The 16,854-nt window shown below is 33.0% G+C and carries 17 protein-coding genes; 14 read left to right on the plus strand and 3 right to left on the minus strand.

Going from position 1 to position 16,854, the window contains the following annotated elements; all coding sequences use genetic code 11:
* Positions 1-409 precede the first annotated feature (409 nt).
* A complete protein-coding gene (locus BMY18_RS10775) occupies positions 410-679 on the plus strand; it encodes a DUF1294 domain-containing protein (RefSeq protein ID WP_092453848.1) in 270 nt (89 codons plus the stop codon).
* Positions 680-691: 12 nt separating this feature from the next.
* Here BMY18_RS10775 and BMY18_RS10780 read toward each other — a convergent pair whose 3' ends face one another.
* Positions 692-937, minus strand: coding sequence for a hypothetical protein (locus BMY18_RS10780; RefSeq protein ID WP_092453850.1), 246 nt, complete (start codon positions 935-937; stop codon positions 692-694).
* 22 nt (positions 938-959) lie between these two features.
* Entirely contained in the window at positions 960-1,745 is a 786-nt protein-coding gene (locus BMY18_RS10785) for a hypothetical protein (RefSeq protein WP_092453852.1), read from the minus strand.
* Positions 1,746-1,869: 124 nt separating this feature from the next.
* Between BMY18_RS10785 and BMY18_RS21055 the strand changes: the two genes are divergently transcribed.
* The gene (locus tag BMY18_RS21055) at positions 1,870-2,010 is read left to right on the plus strand and encodes a hypothetical protein (protein ID WP_170841376.1); all 141 of its coding nucleotides are present in this window, start codon (positions 1,870-1,872) and stop codon (positions 2,008-2,010) included.
* A 75-nt stretch (positions 2,011-2,085) separates the two neighbouring features.
* Here BMY18_RS21055 and BMY18_RS10790 read toward each other — a convergent pair whose 3' ends face one another.
* A complete protein-coding gene (locus BMY18_RS10790; RefSeq protein ID WP_092453854.1) occupies positions 2,086-2,340 on the minus strand; it encodes a hypothetical protein in 255 nt (84 codons plus the stop codon).
* Positions 2,341-2,511: 171 nt separating this feature from the next.
* Between BMY18_RS10790 and BMY18_RS10795 the strand changes: the two genes are divergently transcribed.
* The 12 genes from BMY18_RS10795 (at position 2,512) to BMY18_RS10850 (ending at position 16,612) form a co-directional block, all read left to right on the plus strand.
* Complete coding sequence (locus tag BMY18_RS10795) at positions 2,512-3,819, plus strand: PIG-L family deacetylase (RefSeq protein WP_092453856.1); 1,308 nt, start codon at positions 2,512-2,514, stop codon at positions 3,817-3,819.
* Between the two features lie 20 nt (positions 3,820-3,839).
* Positions 3,840-4,892, plus strand: a complete 1,053-nt coding sequence (locus BMY18_RS10800; RefSeq protein WP_092453858.1) for a bifunctional glycosyltransferase family 2/GtrA family protein — start codon at positions 3,840-3,842, stop codon at positions 4,890-4,892.
* 20 nt (positions 4,893-4,912) lie between these two features.
* Positions 4,913-6,253 (plus strand): phosphodiester glycosidase family protein, encoded by a 1,341-nt coding sequence (locus BMY18_RS10805; RefSeq protein WP_242941017.1) that lies wholly within the window; start codon positions 4,913-4,915, stop codon positions 6,251-6,253.
* A gap of 2 nt (positions 6,254-6,255) precedes the next feature.
* Positions 6,256-7,377 (plus strand): hypothetical protein, encoded by a 1,122-nt coding sequence (locus BMY18_RS10810; RefSeq protein WP_092453860.1) that lies wholly within the window; start codon positions 6,256-6,258, stop codon positions 7,375-7,377.
* Between the two features lie 68 nt (positions 7,378-7,445).
* A complete protein-coding gene (locus BMY18_RS10815) occupies positions 7,446-9,017 on the plus strand; it encodes a putative polysaccharide biosynthesis protein (RefSeq protein ID WP_092453862.1) in 1,572 nt (523 codons plus the stop codon).
* A gap of 166 nt (positions 9,018-9,183) precedes the next feature.
* Positions 9,184-9,561, plus strand: a complete 378-nt coding sequence (locus BMY18_RS10820) for a GntR family transcriptional regulator (protein WP_092453864.1) — start codon at positions 9,184-9,186, stop codon at positions 9,559-9,561.
* Between the two features lie 47 nt (positions 9,562-9,608).
* A complete protein-coding gene (locus BMY18_RS10825) occupies positions 9,609-10,160 on the plus strand; it encodes a UvrB/UvrC motif-containing protein (protein ID WP_242941018.1) in 552 nt (183 codons plus the stop codon).
* A complete protein-coding gene (locus BMY18_RS10830; RefSeq protein WP_092453868.1) occupies positions 10,153-11,184 on the plus strand; it encodes a protein arginine kinase in 1,032 nt (343 codons plus the stop codon). The genes BMY18_RS10825 and BMY18_RS10830 overlap by 8 nt, the downstream gene beginning before the upstream one ends.
* Positions 11,185-11,232: 48 nt before the next feature.
* The gene (locus tag BMY18_RS10835; RefSeq protein ID WP_092453870.1) at positions 11,233-13,695 is read left to right on the plus strand and encodes an ATP-dependent Clp protease ATP-binding subunit; all 2,463 of its coding nucleotides are present in this window, start codon (positions 11,233-11,235) and stop codon (positions 13,693-13,695) included.
* Between the two features lie 75 nt (positions 13,696-13,770).
* A complete protein-coding gene (locus tag BMY18_RS10840; protein WP_092453872.1) occupies positions 13,771-14,184 on the plus strand; it encodes an endosialidase in 414 nt (137 codons plus the stop codon).
* 139 nt (positions 14,185-14,323) lie between these two features.
* Positions 14,324-15,685: a DNA repair protein RadA gene (radA, locus tag BMY18_RS10845; RefSeq protein WP_092453875.1), complete on the plus strand. Its 1,362-nt coding sequence runs from the start codon at positions 14,324-14,326 to the stop codon at positions 15,683-15,685.
* A gap of 69 nt (positions 15,686-15,754) precedes the next feature.
* Complete coding sequence (locus tag BMY18_RS10850) at positions 15,755-16,612, plus strand: methyl-accepting chemotaxis protein (protein ID WP_092453878.1); 858 nt, start codon at positions 15,755-15,757, stop codon at positions 16,610-16,612.
* Positions 16,613-16,854: the final 242 nt, after the last annotated feature.

Raw genomic sequence — 16,854 nt, forward strand, 5'->3', positions numbered from 1 at the left:
CATGTTTTTTTACAAGCCTCTAAGATGATGAAAAGTCTCACTTCGTTCGAATTTTCATCTGAGTCTTGGAAAAAACATAAGCGCTGCTTTCAGCCGGTCAGCGGCAAAACACATCATCCTAAATTTATATTCACCATTTACTTTGTTGAGAAAATTTGAAGATTAAATTAATATTTGTACTAGACTCCATTTAAAAAAGTTTTGGGACTTTAGAGGAAAAAGCGTAAAAGCGTAAAAGAATAAAGGCGTAAAAGAATTAAAAAAAGAATGAAGAAGAAAAGAGAACATAAGACATTAGAAGAGACTAGATTAGATTAGATAAGGTTAGACGATATTAGAAGAGATTAAAATAGATTAGAAGAGAATAAAAAAGAATAAGAGATTAAAAGAGAGAAAGTGAGGTGCGTAAATGGTTTATGTGGTGGTTGGGTATTTGGTGATTATAAATGTGATTGCATTTGTTGTATATGGAATAGATAAAAGAAAAGCCAAAAAGCACCTATGGAGGATACCAGAGGCAACTTTAATTGGCTTAGCTTTAATGGGGGGATCAGTTGGAGCTTTTTTGGGGATGAGATGTTTTCGTCATAAAACAAAGCACATTAAATTTTATGTAGGGGTGCCAGCTATTTTTATGATTGAAATTGCTATAGCAATATTTTTGAAAGTAAAATTCTAGCAAATGAAATGGTTATTTCTTCATGACGGACATCATATTCATCATCATATCTATTCGTTTTTTTTCTGCAGGCGCTAAGTCAGCAGATAAGGTGTTTACAATCTGATGCATTTCCTCGGTGGAAAATTGAAGTCCCATTGAATTTGATTTTTTTGACATTGCTAATACTAAAGGAAGGATTTCATCAGAAGACTTCCCACTTGCCATATTTTTGAATTCGTTAATTAACATTAGTTTACGTGGATCAAGATTTGCCATATATTTTCTCCTATCATCATTTTTAAATAATATCATCTGATATATAATTATCAAAATTAATATTTTCAATTTCACTTATATATTTATCGTAAAGTTTTTTTTGCTCTGCTGTCATCATATTATTAAGAGAGCTTGTGGCTTTGTTGTTATTAGTGAAGTCATTAGTGATATTATTTGTATTGCTTTTGATATTATCATTTGAATTTTTATTGCTATTATTATTTATATTAATATTGTCCTTTATATTGCTATTCATATTATCATTTGGATTTTTACTGCTGCTATAATTTTTGATATTATCATTTGGGCTTTTACTGCCGCTATCTTTTTTTATATTATCTTTCGTTTTGTTGTCATTCTGGCTAAATTCATTGCCTGCATCCATCCCCATATTGTTAAATGCATCAGAAATATTTGGATCGTTCATATTCTTTACCATATTGATAATACTCTGAAAATCTTGACTTTGATCCATATCCTTGTACATATTAATTACATTAAACATTTCCATATAACTTTGAAACGTATTTAAAGTTTCCTCATTTGATTTCGGAAAGTAGGGCATTGTTTCTAAAAGTATATCTTTCATTGTGTAATTAGAACGATTAAAAGTAGTGGTGCTTTCTGCGTGAAGTGGCTTTTTGAAAAATTCAATTGTTTGCATCAGTTCTTGAAATCTGATGAAAATTGAGATCGTTTTCTTAGTGGAAGTGTCTAGAAAGGGGACGACTGCTTTTATCATTTGAGTAGATTCTGAAACAGTTAATCTATCAAACTCTGTAAGGGGGAGTGGTTTATCACAGTCCATATTAACCTCCACGATTTTATATATTAAATATATGCCTTTATTATCAGAGTATGATAAAAAACATATGATATATAGAAGATAAAAATGATATGAAGTTCTAAATCATATGAAAGGAGCTATTCCTATGCATAGCAATTATATTATTGATGGTAATACAGTTTATGAAATAGACGAAGAATGTTCGCAAAATAATAATAAATCAGTGGAATCGTCAAGTAAATCTGATATTGAGCATGAACAGGTTACATTTAGTGCATATATTTAGCCTCAAATGCAGCATAAGCCCGGAAAAAATATTCCGGGCTTATGCTATGATAGAGAACTCCGTTAAAAGAACTTATTAACAGAAGCCGCCACCACCACCACAGCAAAGTAATAAGATGATTATGAGAATACAACTACTTCCACCACCATTGCCACTACTACTTCCACCGCCAAATAAATCTCCTAAACCGCCGCCATTGCCGCCACATCCGCCGCCGCATAATAGAAGCAAGAGAATTATCCAGATACAAGAATTTGAACCACAGCTGCTACTGCTACTACTACAGCCGCATGGTCCTCCGCCACAGTTTGTTGCTGCTAAATCACTCATTTTAATTCCTCCGAATAAAATATTTACACTAAAATAATATGTGAGGTAGCTTGTATGTGTTACAAAAATAATTTGGTTGCATAAAAAAAGTTTTTGTTATAATATTAAGAATGGACTGTTGTATCTAAAAATAACAGATTATGCATTAAAAATGGGGTGAGAATTCAACTTATGATAGAACAATTTATTTTGAAAATCTTGAATTTATCTAAAAAAATTTTATGCGTTGCAATATTCTTAATTGTAATATTGCATAATAGAGTTAATATATATGCAAATGAACCAGAAGCAACTGATTTGACCAAGACAACAGCAATTAGTTTGTCAAGTGGTGATGATAGTTCGTTTTTAAAAGATCAAAGTTATGCCACAAAGAAAACCTTGAACGGTGGGACTACAATCACAATAACAAATGATTCTGGTATCAAGGGAATTTATATTATATGGGAACAACCACCAAAAGAATGGCAATTAGATATTAATGGGGTATCACTTACATACGGAAAATATGGATTTATTCATGAATATATAGCAATGGATGATACTGTTAAGAAGGCAGTGATTCATATTCCAGCGGGTGGAGCAATCATTGCAGATATTTCAACATTTTCTGTTGGAACTGTTCCATCCTGGGTGCAAGTTTGGAAGCCACCATATGAAGAGGCTGATATGGTCGTGTTACCAACACATGCAGATGATGAGTTTCTGTTTTTTGGTGGAACAATGCCGTATTATGCAGGAGAACTCGCATTGAAAGTGCAAGTAGTATATCTAACCAATCATTGGGCTGAGTATTACAGACCACATGAATTGTTAAATGGTTTGTGGGAAGTTGGAATTACCGCGTATCCCGTAATAGGACCGTTTACTGACATTTATTCAACAAGTCTTGAACATGCAATGACACTATATCCAATCAATGATGTAATTGGATTTCAAGTACAAATGATAAGAAGATTCAAACCGAAAGTTATCATCGCACAGGACTTTAATGGAGAGTATGGGCATGGTGTTCACCGGCTAAATACATATACGCTATCAAAAGCTTTAGAGATATCAAATGATGCAAATTCGTATCCGGAATCAGCAACAAAATATGGTATCTGGGATGTTCCTAAAACATATGTGCATTTGTATGAAAAGAATCAGCTTACAATGAATTGGGATGTTCCATTAGACAGTTTTGGTGGTACTACAGCATTTGATATGGCAGTAAGAGGCTTTGCAAAACATAAGTCTCAGCAGACATATTATAAGGTGGGACGTGAAGGCGTATTTAATTGTATGCTATTTGGTTTATATAGAAGTACAGTTGGAGAAGATATTAAAAAAAATGATTTCTTTGAAAATATCAATGTGTTTAGGACCTATAATTATTTGAGAAAATCAAGTATAATACCATTGAATGTACAGATAGAAAGTTCTTTTAAAAGCAATGCAGGTGTTACACACAAACTAACATCGAATAGTGTTAAATAGACAATGGAGGAAATGTTAACATGAATGTTTCAGTAATTATACCATCACTTAATCCTGATGATAAAATAATCAATGTGGTGGATTCTTTAATAGAATATGGTTTTGATGATATTATTCTTATAAATGATGGCAGTGATGAAGCACATATGGATCAATTTAACTATTTAAAAAATTATAGTCAATGCCATCTTCTTACACATGAAGTGAATAAAGGTAAGGGAAGAGCTTTGAAAACGGCCTTTGAATATTGTATTGCGAATCGTCTAGACATTGATGGTGTTGTTACTGTTGATGGAGACAACCAACACAAGGCAAAAGATATCTTAGATTGTGTGAAGGCTATGAATGAAAACGAAGATAATATCATACTTGGAGTAAGAGATTTTAAAGGCAAAAATGTACCTTCGAAGAGCAGAATTGGCAATCTTATGACAAGCTTTGTATTTAAGTTTGCATGTGGTCTTAATATTAGTGATACACAGACCGGGTTAAGAGCAATTCCAAAGCAATATTTACAGTTATTCACAGAAGTAAAGGGTGAGAGATTTGAATATGAGACGAATATGCTTTTGGAATTTAAACATAGTAATATACCATACAAAGAAGTTAAAATAGAGACTGTATATATTGAGGAAAATGCTTCAACACATTTTAATCCAATTACGGATTCAATTAAAATATATGGAGTTATCTTTAAATTCCTATTTAGTTCAATCATGTCCTCCGTTATAGATTTATCGGTATTTTCAATAATTAGTATTTTACTTATTAATAGTATGGACAAGCGTGCAAGTATTTTTATCGCAACCGCGTCAGCTAGAGTGATATCTTCATTATTTAATTTTTCATTTAATAGAAAGGCTGTGTTTAAGTCAAAAGAATCTATTAAAAATTCAATCGTGAGATATTATATTTTATGTATATGTCAGCTACTTGTTTCATATGGTTTGGTATATTTTGTTGCACAATCATTGCTATTAGGAAGAGGATTAACAATAGTATCAAAAGCTATTATTGACACTATTCTTTTTATGATTAGTTTTCGAATACAACGAAGATGGGTATTTAAATAATATAAAATGGGAGGTTTATCATGAATAAGAGTGAAGATAATGAAGAAATTGAATTCTTGGATTTAGTGGATATCAATGAAACAAAATCCTCTGGGATTCTTAAAGAACAAGACGAAAGTGCAGAACTAAGTGCAAAAGAAAACGCAGAAGTAAATGAAGAAGTAAATACAGAAGTAAATACAAAAGAAGACGCAGAAGTAAATGCAAACGAAAACGCAGAAGTAAATGTAAAGGAAAGCACAGAAGAAAATAAAGAAGAACAATTAGAAATAAATAATAAAAAAATAAATGAGAAAAATAGAAAAATATTCAAAAAGAAATTCAAAGAGAGAAATAGTGCGAAGAAGAATAAAGTAATAATATATATAAGAAGAACGCTTATCACCTTGTTATTGACAATTGTAATATTACTTGGAGGCCTTTATTCAGTAATGGGTATGTTGGTTCATGGACCATCACCCACTGCTAAAAATCTATTTGTTATGTCTGTAAAAGAAACGAGTGCAATAGGATTTTTAGCCAATTGGTTTTTATCAGAAGAGCAAGTGAAAGAAATAATGGATAGGAATTCAATTAAGGATACGGATGAAGTGACAAATACAAAGTTGGTTGAAGTCGGTGCAACTGGCACTACTTCAGTAGAAAACGCTGAAATGCCAGCGATTCAGATTGTTGATATTAAAGGTGGAACATACAAGGGAAAATTGATGATTATAAAAGATCCTTCAACTGTATTTGTTGGAACTGTTCCTACATTTACAGAAGGTGACGGTCTTTTAGTTTCGGATATGGCAAGAAACAATAATGCAATTGGTGGAATCAATGGTGGTGAATTTGTCGATGGAGATATTACATATACAGGGATGCCTATAGGCCTTGTAATGACTAAAGGTAATATTATTAATGGTGATAAGTCAAAAGTATATCATGTTACAGGACTAACAAAGGATAATATCTTAGTAGTTGGTAACATAACAGGGCAACAAGCAATTGATATGAAAATGCGCGATTGCGTAAGTATTAAAAACAGCATTGGTCCATTTTTGATTATTAATGGTGTAGCACAAGAAATCGCTGATGATGGTACTGGAGGTGGATTAAATCCACGTTCAGCTATTGGACAGCGTGCTGATGGTGCAATTCTTTTATTGGTAACAGATGGCCGTCAGGTTAATACTTTTGGAGCTTCATTTTTAGATTTGATAAATGTATTACAAAAATATGGTGCAGTGAATGCATCTGCAATGGATGGTGGTACTTCAACACAGATGTACTATGACGGGAAAGTTATCAATGTTCCTTATTCACCAACAGGACCAAGAAGATGTCCTACTTCATTCTTAGTAGGAGGAATTAACTAGATATGAACATAAAGAGAAATACAAAAAAGAACACGCAGAAGAATAAAAAGAATACTTTAAAGAAAATAAAACTTAATAAATTTGGTGTATTTTTGCTAGCATATTCAGGTATATTGATTTCTGCAGTTATCGTATTATTATTACTGTTGCAAGGCGTGTTAAAGGATTATGAAAAAAGTATGCCTAATAACACAATGAGTAAAATAGAAAAAGAATTTACTCCAGATAATATTGAGCAAATTCTAAACGATAATCCGGTAAAAATCAATGAATTTGAAACTGTTAGTTCAATTGCAGATTATTTCAAACTGAAAATGCAAGATAATGAAGTTACATATAAAAGAAAAAGTGGTGAATTTACAGATACAACGCCTGTATATGTAGTTAAAGCCGGTGATGCTACTATTGCAAAAGTCACTTTAGCTGAAAATGGTAAAAATGCGCATAAATTTACTGAGTGGAAGTTAGATAGCATTTCATTTGATGGATATATTGATGCGAAAAATGAAATTACGATTACTGCACCTAGTTCAGCAGAAGTGAAATTAAATGGAATTAAGATTAGTGAGTCTTACATTACACAAAAAGGCATTAAGCTTGAACTTACTAAAAATGTAGATCCATATGTTAAGGCGCCTACAAATGTAGAATATAAAGTTAGTGGACTTATGGTACAACCTAATATTACAGCATCAATGAATGGTGTTGATCTTGGAGTGACCGTAGATGGAAAAGTATGTAGTGTGAATTATCCTACAGATGCAGTTCTATTTGAAGCACAAAAGCCTAATATTAATGCCTTAAATGAGGCGTTTGGTAAATATCTCATCAATAGAGGCTCTTTAGATACGCTTAACAAATTCTTGGTTGGAAATGCCAAAAAAAATATGAGCAATATTGAAGCTACATGGGCATTCCTATATGGTAAAACGTATACATATGAATTTAGAAATCAAAGCTTCACCAATATGATAAAATACTCCGATAATTGTTACTCTTGTCAAACATTCTATCAGCTCTATGTTAAATGGGGTGAAGGCGAAAAAACATATGATACGAGTATGATTGATACATTTGTTAAAATCAATGGAAGCTGGTACTTGTCAGATTTTTCATTTGATTAAAAGAAGAACTTAATTAGTTAGAAGAACTTAATAAGTTAGAAGAACTTAATAAGTTAGAAGGACTTAATATGGGACAAAAAAACGGAACAAAAAACTTCATAATTCACGGTGGAATACTTGCAATGGCTGGAATCTTAGTTAGAATCATAGGGTTGTTATATAGGATTCCTATGGTAAACATTATTACTCCTGACGGTAATGGTATATATGGTAGAGCTTTTGAGGTATATAATATTGTCCTTGTAATGTCATCATATGGCTTGCCAATGGCAGTTTCAAAATTAGTTTCGGCCAGAGTGTCCGTAAAGCAGTTCAAAAATGCACATAAAGTATTTGTTGCAGCTTTGATCGTATCATTAGTGTCTGGTGGAATAGCAGCGTTGCTAATGTTTTTTGGAGCGGACTTCTTAGAACAGAACTTTTATGCAAAATATCCAGGAGTAGCAATTCCACTTAAGGTGCTTTCCCCGACTATATTTATTGTGGCGGTGCTAGGTGTGTTTAGAGGGTTCTATCAGGGACAGGGAACAATGATTCCAACTGCAATTTCTCAGATCGCTGAGCAGATCGTTAATGCAATTGTTAGTATATTTGCAGCATATACGCTTGTTAAAATATATAGTGGATCGATAAATGTAGGCGCATATGGTGCGGCAGGTGGAACGTTAGGTACAGCGCTAGGTGCATTTGCAGCATTGCTTTTCGTGATATTCTTATATGTGATTTATAGGCCTACTTTTATGAAAAAGTTGCACAAAGATGTAAGCGATGTAGATGAAAAATATACAAATATTTATAAGATTATTGCACTTACAATGTTACCAATTATATTAGGACAAACGTTTTATCAGATAAGTGCCGTAATTGATTCTGTTATGTGGGGAAAGATAATGGGTTCGATTGGTGTAAGTGAATCTGTAATTAAGATTAGTATGGGGAGTTATGATTCATGTTTTATGATATTAATCAGTCTTCCTATGGGAGTTGCATCGGCAATGTCCGCATCTATGCTCCCCAGTATAGTAGCTTCAAAAGCAAAACATCTATATAGCGAGATAACAACGAAAATACAGGCGACAGTGAAGGCGAATATGCTTATTGCGATACCATCAGCTGTTGGACTTATTGTCCTTGGAAAATCAATCATTGAAGCTTTATTTCCAGCCTATAACAGCGCAGATGGCTCGATGATGCTTAAAATAGGAGCATTTGCAGTGGTTTTTTATACATTATCAACGGTAACCAGTTCCGCATTACAAGGTATTGATAAAATGAATATTCCAGTGATCAATTCCTGTATATCATTGATTGTGCATATTATACTCGTCTGGAGTTTGTTGAAATTTACAAATTTAGGCATATATGCGATTGTAATAGGCAGTGAGACATTTCCAATCATAATAATGGTACTGAATCTGGTGGCACTTTACAAATATGTAGGTTATAAGCAAGAACTGTTAATTACATTGGGTATTCCATTCATATGTTCAATCATAATGGGTATTACTTCAGGATTGGCATATAAGTTGATGATGTATCTTTCTGACATCAATCTAGTAGCGCTTGTATTTGCTTGTGCAGTAGCCGCAATTGGATATTTCTTACCTATCATTTTATTTAAGAAAAAAGGAATATATTAGATAGTATTTAACTAATTATGAAGAGTAAAAGGATTGAAATCCGGTTACTCTTCTTTTTATTGGAGTTAAATAAGAAAAATTAATTATAATAGAATTATTGACAATGAAAATATATTGTTATATTATGTGTATAACAACTATAACTATATGGAAAGGACAATAAATTATGTTAGTAACTATTGATTTTAATAGTGATGAAGCACTATATATTCAATTGAGAAATCAAATTATAGTAGGAATTGCAACTTCTAATATCCATGAAGGTGAAACGTTGCCATCGGTTAGACAGCTTGCCGAAACTATTGGAATTAATATGCATACCGTAAACAAAGCATATACAGTCTTAAAACAAGAAGGATATATAAAGTTAGATCGAAGAAAAGGTGCTGTCATTGCACTTGATCTTAGCAGAATTGATGCAATGGAAAACTTGATAAAAGATATGAGGGTAATAATAGCGCAAGCTATGTGCAAGAATATTACAAGTGAAGAGATTCATCAAGTCGCGGATGAGATAATAGATGAATATATTAGTAGAATATAGAATGCTTGCATTCTTTGATAAAATTTTATGCCCCATATGGTGGCAGAATGGAGGGAATTATGCTGTGCGAAAATTGCAATAAAAATGATGCAACAATTCATTATACGGAAATAGTGAATGGAGTTATAAGTGAACATCATATTTGTGGCGAATGTGCTAAGGAGTTAGATTTAAGCTATTATTCAGATGGACTTAGTAGCGAACTTCCATTTGCAAAATTACTTACAGGATTATTAGCATCAAAAATGTTATTACAGCAGGAAAGCAATAATCCAATGACTCATGTAATTTGCCCAAAATGTGGAATGAATTATGATGAATTTACTAAAGTTGGTAAATTTGGATGTGCTGAATGTTATAATGTGTTTGGACCATTAATTGAAGAGCATATGAAGAAGCTCCATGGAAATAGTGTTCATACTGGTAAAAAGTATAGGAATTTGAATAATGAAACTGAAGAAATCAACGATTTTCATAAAGATTTAGAAATACTAAACGCAAAATTAAAAGAGTCAATTCAACTTGAAAACTATGAAGAAGCAGCTAAGTTTAGAGATGAAATCAAAGAAATCAAGGAAAGGAATGAGACGAATGAATAGGTGGTTTGAAGCAAAAGGTGAAAATAGTGATGTCGTTATATCAAGCAGAGTTCGTTTGGCAAGAAATTTAACCAAATATAATTTCTCCCATAAACTTAAAAATAAAGATGCTAAGCAAATGGTTGACGATACACTTATGAAATTTGAAAAAATGTCAGAGTTTGAAAATTATAATTCATATAATTTTGAAAATTTAGACCAGTTCCAAAAAATCGCTATGTTAGAACGTCATGTAATTAGTCCATTTCTAACAAATCAAAGTATTGCAGCTGGTCTTGTTTCACCAGATGAAAATATTTCTATCATGCTAAATGAAGAAGATCATATTAGAATACAAGCATTTGTTGCAGGAAGCGATATGGAAACTGCATATAAAAACGCAGATATAATAGACGATTCCTTGAGTAATGTGGTAGAATATGCATATAATTCAAAATATGGATACCTAACAACTTGTCCTTCAAACGTTGGTACTGGAATGAGGGCTTCTTATATGCTACATCTTCCAGCACTATCTGGCACGAACAAGTTGAATGGATTAGCAGCAGAAATTGGAAGATTTGGACTGACGATAAGGTGTATATATGGAGAAGGAACCAGAGGATTGGGAGATATTTATCAAATATCAAATCAAGTCACATTAGGATTTTCGGAAAGTGAAATAATAGATAATTTGAGTAATATCGTTTATCAAATTGTTCAGCAGGAAAGAACTGCAAGAAGACAATATATTTCAAGAAAGAGAGTCTCAGCAGAGGATGTTGTTTATAGATCTTATGGCGTATTAAAATATTCAAGAAAGATTTCAATTAAGGATGCGATGGCGCTCTTATCAGAACTAAGAATGGGGCTTGAGCAGGGATTGTTAAAAGTAACTGCTAAGCATGGTTTTACGATATATAGTATAATGATTGGAATACAGCCAGCTAATTTACAATTAATCGCAGAGAGAGAACTTACGGAAGAAGAGATAGACATAGAGAGAGCTAAGTTTATTAGAGAAAATCTACCGTTGATTCAGTAAATATATTATAAAAAACATACAGAAATATTTATCGGAAAGGATATAGATATGCAGAGCAGATTTACTAAAAAAGCAGAGCAAACATTACAGTACGCAGGTCAGGTGGCGATTGAACTTGGACATAGTTACATTGGGACAGAACATATACTAATTGGTTTAGTAAAAGCAGGAGATAGTCTTGCTTCAACAATTTTAGAAAAACATGGAGTTACGGAAGAAAGAATTGTAGAGCTTGTAAATAAATTAATAGCTCCAGATAATAGTGTTAGCGTAAAGGATCCAGAAAGTTATACGCCAAGGGCGAAAAAGATTCTTGAAAATTCAGCAAGAGAAGCAATTCGATTTAAAGCACAACTGATAGGAACAGAGCATTTATTAATTGCTATTGTTAAAGAGAGTGATAGTGTTGCTGCCAGATTGTTAAATACGATAGGCGTGAATATTAAGAAGTTATATATCGACATTATGATTGCAATGGGTGAAGATACGAATTCTTATAAGGAAGATTTTCCTAATGGGAAGCCAAGAAATAAGGATAGGAATTCTACAGCAACGCTAGATCTATATAGCAGGGATTTGACGCAAATGGCACGCGACGGTAAGCTAGATCCCGTTATTGGTAGAGAAGAAGAAATTCAAAGAGTGATTCAAATTCTTAGTAGAAGAACGAAGAATAATCCTTGTCTAATTGGAGAGCCAGGCGTTGGTAAAACGGCTATTGCAGAAGGGCTAGCAGCTAAAATAATTGAAGGAAATGTGCCTGAAACTATTAAGGATAAAAGGGTATTAACGTTAGATTTGGCAGGAATGGTAGCTGGATCAAAGTATAGAGGCGAATTTGAAGAGAGAATAAAGAAAGTAATATCAGAAGTGAAAAGTGATGGACATGTATTATTATTTCTTGATGAGCTTCATACAATTATAGGCGCAGGCGGTGCGGAAGGTGCAATTGATGCATCTAATATTTTAAAACCCTCACTTGCTAGAGGTGAAATTCAATTAATAGGTGCAACAACATTAGAAGAATATAGAAAGTATATCGAAAAGGATGCAGCATTAGAAAGAAGATTTCAACCTGTAAAAGTTGAAGAACCATCTGAAAATGAAGCGATTGAGATTTTAAAAGGACTAAGAAAAAATTATGAGGATCATCATAATGTTACCATAACAGATGATGCTGTAATTGCGGCAGTTAAAATGTCGAAAAGGTATATCAATGATAGATTTTTACCTGATAAGGCGATTGATCTAATCGATGAAGCGTCTTCAAAGATAAGACTTGGCACATATATTATGCCACCAGTAATCAAGAATCTTGAGCAAGAAATAAAAGAACTTGATAGCCAAAAGGAAGATGCTATTAAAGCAGAAGCATATGAAGTTGCTGGAGAAATTAAAAAGAAACAAATAAAAAAACAAGATAAGCTAACCAAACTTACAGATAAATGGGAAAAAGAGAAAACTACAAACAGACTGATTGTAGGTGAAGATGAAATAGCGGATGTAATTTCAAATTGGACGAAGATCCCTGTAAAAAAACTTACATTAGGTGAAACAGAAAGACTTATGAAATTAGAAAGCATTTTACATGAAAGAGTCATAGGACAAGATGAAGCGGTTACATCAATTGCCAAAGCGATAAGAAGAGGAAGAGTAGGGTTAAAAGACCCTAAACGACCAATTGGATCTTTTTTATTTTTAGGACCAACGGGTGTAGGAAAAACAGAACTTTCAAAAACCTTAGCAGATGCTATGTTTGGAAGTGAAAGTGCTTTAATTAGAGTCGATATGTCTGAATATATGGAAAAACATACAGTATCAAAGCTCATAGGTTCCCCACCAGGATATGTAGGATATGATGAAGGTGGCCATTTAAGTGAGAAGGTCAGAAAAAATCCTTACTCAGTAATATTATTTGATGAGATAGAAAAAGCACATCCAGATGTATTTAACGTTTTACTTCAGGTCCTTGATGATGGTCATATTACAGATTCAACAGGTAGAGAAGTGGATTTCAAAAACACAGTTATTATTATGACTTCTAATGCAGGCGCAGAAAATATTGTTTCACCAAAAACACTTGGATTTTCTGCAAATCTAGATGAAAAACAGAACTATGAATTAATGAAAAGTAAAGTAATGGAAGAAGTGAAACGAATATTTAAACCTGAATTTATTAATAGAATTGATGAGATAATTGTATTTCATATTCTTAACAAAGAACAGATCGGTGAGATCGTAAATATTTTAATGGCAAATATTAATAAGAGAACTATGGAACAGATGAAACTTTCAATAGAATTAGATGAGTTAGCAAAAAAATGTATAGTTGATAAGGGGTACGACTCCAAATATGGAGCAAGACCCCTAAAAAGAGCTATCCAAACGATGATTGAGGATCAGTTAGCAGAAGAAATCCTTGAAGATAAAATTAAAAAGGGTAATAAAGTTCTTGTAACTTGTAAAGAAGGTAAAATTGAATTTTCTATTAAACGTGGTATAAATCACTAGATAAAAAAAGCATTTTAATGTATAATAAAGTTACCGAATATTTTAACGGTATAATGTGATTAGGAGGATTCTTAAATGCCAGTTGTTAATGAGTTAATTCGTTCGGAAGTGGATGGAACAATCAGTTTTGGTAATTTTAAATTAGATGCAAAATCAAAAGTAGCTGATTTTGAACACTGTGGAGATTCTTATAAAGTAAAGACTTTTAAAGAAATCACAAAGTTAGAAAGAAATGGACTGTTTGTATATGAGTCAGTACCAGGTACTGCTGTTAATAATATGAAGATTACTGAAAAAGGTGTGGAATTTACTGTTTATGGAGATGCGGATGCACAGATTACTCTTGAATTAGAAGACAGTGCTGAATATGAAATATCAGTGAATGGCGAAAATGCAGGTAAGATGAAGACTAATCTTGGCGGAAAGCTTATTTTTAGTGTAGACCTTAGCGAAGAAAATGCAGTTGAAGTAGTTGTGGTTAAGTTATAATTGGGATAATATTTGATTTAAACAATATTCTATGTATCTGTCAAATTGATATTTGTTACGTTACAGATATTTAATTTGGCAATACATAGATTTTTTTTTACTTAAAGCAGTGAAATAAGCGAATGATAAGGGGAATTTAATGGCAAAAGCAAAAACAACAGCGTTTTTTTGTAAAGAGTGTGGATTTGAATCGTCAAAATGGTACGGACAATGTCCAGCTTGTAAAGAATGGAATACATTTGTAGAAGAACCAATAGTGAAAAAAACCGCAACGAAAGGTGTTGCTAATATAATGAGTAGCCAACCTTCTGTATTATCACAGATATCTACGAACGATACAGATAGAACTTCAACTGGAATAGAGGAATTAGACAGAGTCTTAGGTGGCGGAATCGTAGAGGGTTCTCTGGTCTTAGTAGGTGGAGACCCAGGAATTGGAAAATCTACACTTTTATTACAGATGTGCCAAAAATTATCTGTTATGGGTAAGAAGGTGTTATATATTTCAGGTGAAGAATCATTAAAGCAGATAAAGCTTAGAGCTGAAAGAATTGGAGAATTTAATGACAATTTGCTACTTTTATGTGAAACAAATCTTGATATGATTGAAAAAGCATTAAGAGATATAAAACCAGAAATTGTTATAATTGATAGTATTCAGACAATGTATCGTGAAGAAATTGGGTCTTCGCCAGGAAGCGTAACACAGGTAAGAGAATCAACTGCAATTTTAATGCAGCTGGCAAAAGGTCTGGCAATTTCGATTTTTATCGTAGGACATGTTACAAAAGAAGGAATCGTTGCAGGTCCAAGGGTATTAGAGCACATGGTAGATACGGTACTATATTTTGAGGGCGACAGAAATGCTGCGTATAGAATACTTCGAGGCGTAAAAAACAGATTTGGCTCTACCAATGAAATAGGTGTATTTGAAATGCGTGGAAGTGGATTGGAGGAAGTAAAGAATCCATCGGAATATATGCTTAGCGGTAGACCGCTTGGAGCGTCAGGCTCGGTGGTAGTTTGTCTTCTAGAAGGAACAAGACCATTATTAGTTGAAATACAGGCATTGGTTTGTGATTCGAATTTCGGGATGCCAAGAAGGACGGCAGCAGGAACAGATTACAACAGAGTTAATCTATTGATGGCAGTCTTAGAAAAACGTGTAGGAATGCATTTGTCAGGGTGTGATGCCTATGTAAATGTAGCTGGAGGGCTTAAAGTAAACGAACCAGCGCTTGATCTGGGCATCGTATTAGCAATAGTATCGAGCTATAAAAATAGAGAAATAGATTTCCAAACTATAATATTTGGTGAAGTTGGACTTGCAGGCGAAGTGCGTGCTGTTAGTCAGGCCCAGCAACGAGTGACAGAAGCAATTAAATTAGGATTCAAAACTTGTATTTTACCTGAAGTTTGCTTGAATAATGTGCTCAAAACTGATAAAATAAAATTAATTGGAGTTCGCAATTTAAGTGAGGCTATGAATGCGATACTGTAATGTTTAGAAGATGTTTTTAATATTGCTTTTAAAATTGGGAGATTAAATAAAAAAGGGTGGTAAAACAATATGTATCATAAACTTACAGATGAAAAATTTTTGGATGTAGAATCATCAGATGAGAAATTAACAAGAGGGATATCGTCAGTTGACAAGCATTCAGGAGGAATATCGGCAGATGAGAAACACACAGAAGGGGTATCGGCAGACGTGATAAGTGCAGATGAGAATTTAGTAAATGAATTGTGCACAATTTTATCTGGATTGGATGATTCGCAGGAACAATTAGAAAAAGATGCATTTGACGTGATTAATTCTTCAGATACATCGCTTAACCTTGTTAAAGAAAGCATAGGAAGTGTTGAAGAAATACTGAATATAATTGTAGAATTGAACAGGGCAGTAGAAATGTCTACAGAGAAAATAAATCAATTAGAAAAATTGTCGACTCAGATCGAACAATTTGCTTCGGTCATTGATTCTATAGCAAATAGAACCAATATATTATCTTTAAATGCATCAATAGAAGCTGCAAGAGCAGGTGAACATGGTCGTGGATTTGCAGTCGTTGCAACTGAAGTACGTGATTTAGCATCTCAATCCTCTAAATCCTCAAAAGAAATAACAAGTACTATTGGACAAGTCCAAGATGCTGTAAAAGAAACAGTGAATTCTATGAAAACGATTTTTGATAATGCCAATCAGCAAAAACAAAAAGCGGGAAATGTGGATGGTTTATTGAAACAAGTAATTGCAGCAGCATATGCAGCGAATGAAGTTGCCCGAAACATTGAAAATGAAATAGCCTATCAAAGAGATATAACAGAAGAAGTAAAGAATGTATTAAGGAAAAGCGTACATTCCAATAATGTATGTTCTAAATCAAAAAGTAATCGATTTGTGTCAAAAAACATCAATATTATATAAAAAAACCATATATATTACGATAAAATAAAAAAAGTCGAAAATAGTGTTGACAAAGTGGGCTCAGAATGATAAGATAACCAAGTCGCCAAAACAAACGGCAACACACAAACAATACTCGAAGGCGCATAAATACTGGATTATTCAGTGCACGAACCCAAGAAAAAGTTTGAATTGAACATTGATAACTAAATAGTAAAACAACCTTGAAAATTCTATAAAAGAATTTCAAAATAAACGAACGG

This window comes from [Clostridium] fimetarium (genome assembly GCF_900111235.1).
GTDB lineage: Bacteria > Bacillota > Clostridia > Lachnospirales > Lachnospiraceae > Clostridium_N > Clostridium_N fimetarium.

Excerpts from the sequence above, each read along its gene's own strand:
- radA (WP_092453875.1), top strand. The coding sequence starts at position 14,324 with ATGGCAAAAGCAAAAACAACAGCGTTTTTTTGTAAAGAGTGTGGATTT.
- BMY18_RS10800 (WP_092453858.1), top strand. The coding sequence starts at position 3,840 with ATGAATGTTTCAGTAATTATACCATCACTTAATCCTGATGATAAAATA.
- BMY18_RS10820 (WP_092453864.1), top strand. The coding sequence starts at position 9,184 with ATGTTAGTAACTATTGATTTTAATAGTGATGAAGCACTATATATTCAA.
- BMY18_RS10790 (WP_092453854.1), bottom strand. The coding sequence starts at position 2,340 with ATGAGTGATTTAGCAGCAACAAACTGTGGCGGAGGACCATGCGGCTGT.
- BMY18_RS10785 (WP_092453852.1), bottom strand. The coding sequence starts at position 1,745 with ATGGACTGTGATAAACCACTCCCCCTTACAGAGTTTGATAGATTAACT.
- BMY18_RS10775 (WP_092453848.1), top strand. The coding sequence starts at position 410 with ATGGTTTATGTGGTGGTTGGGTATTTGGTGATTATAAATGTGATTGCA.
- BMY18_RS10815 (WP_092453862.1), top strand. The coding sequence starts at position 7,446 with ATGGGACAAAAAAACGGAACAAAAAACTTCATAATTCACGGTGGAATA.
- BMY18_RS21055 (WP_170841376.1), top strand. The coding sequence starts at position 1,870 with ATGCATAGCAATTATATTATTGATGGTAATACAGTTTATGAAATAGAC.
- BMY18_RS10810 (WP_092453860.1), top strand. The coding sequence starts at position 6,256 with ATGAACATAAAGAGAAATACAAAAAAGAACACGCAGAAGAATAAAAAG.
- BMY18_RS10835 (WP_092453870.1), top strand. The coding sequence starts at position 11,233 with ATGCAGAGCAGATTTACTAAAAAAGCAGAGCAAACATTACAGTACGCA.
- BMY18_RS10840 (WP_092453872.1), top strand. The coding sequence starts at position 13,771 with ATGCCAGTTGTTAATGAGTTAATTCGTTCGGAAGTGGATGGAACAATC.
- BMY18_RS10780 (WP_092453850.1), bottom strand. The coding sequence starts at position 937 with ATGGCAAATCTTGATCCACGTAAACTAATGTTAATTAACGAATTCAAA.
- BMY18_RS10795 (WP_092453856.1), top strand. The coding sequence starts at position 2,512 with ATGATAGAACAATTTATTTTGAAAATCTTGAATTTATCTAAAAAAATT.
- BMY18_RS10850 (WP_092453878.1), top strand. The coding sequence starts at position 15,755 with ATGTATCATAAACTTACAGATGAAAAATTTTTGGATGTAGAATCATCA.
- BMY18_RS10830 (WP_092453868.1), top strand. The coding sequence starts at position 10,153 with ATGAATAGGTGGTTTGAAGCAAAAGGTGAAAATAGTGATGTCGTTATA.
- BMY18_RS10825 (WP_242941018.1), top strand. The coding sequence starts at position 9,609 with ATGGAGGGAATTATGCTGTGCGAAAATTGCAATAAAAATGATGCAACA.
- BMY18_RS10805 (WP_242941017.1), top strand. The coding sequence starts at position 4,913 with ATGAATAAGAGTGAAGATAATGAAGAAATTGAATTCTTGGATTTAGTG.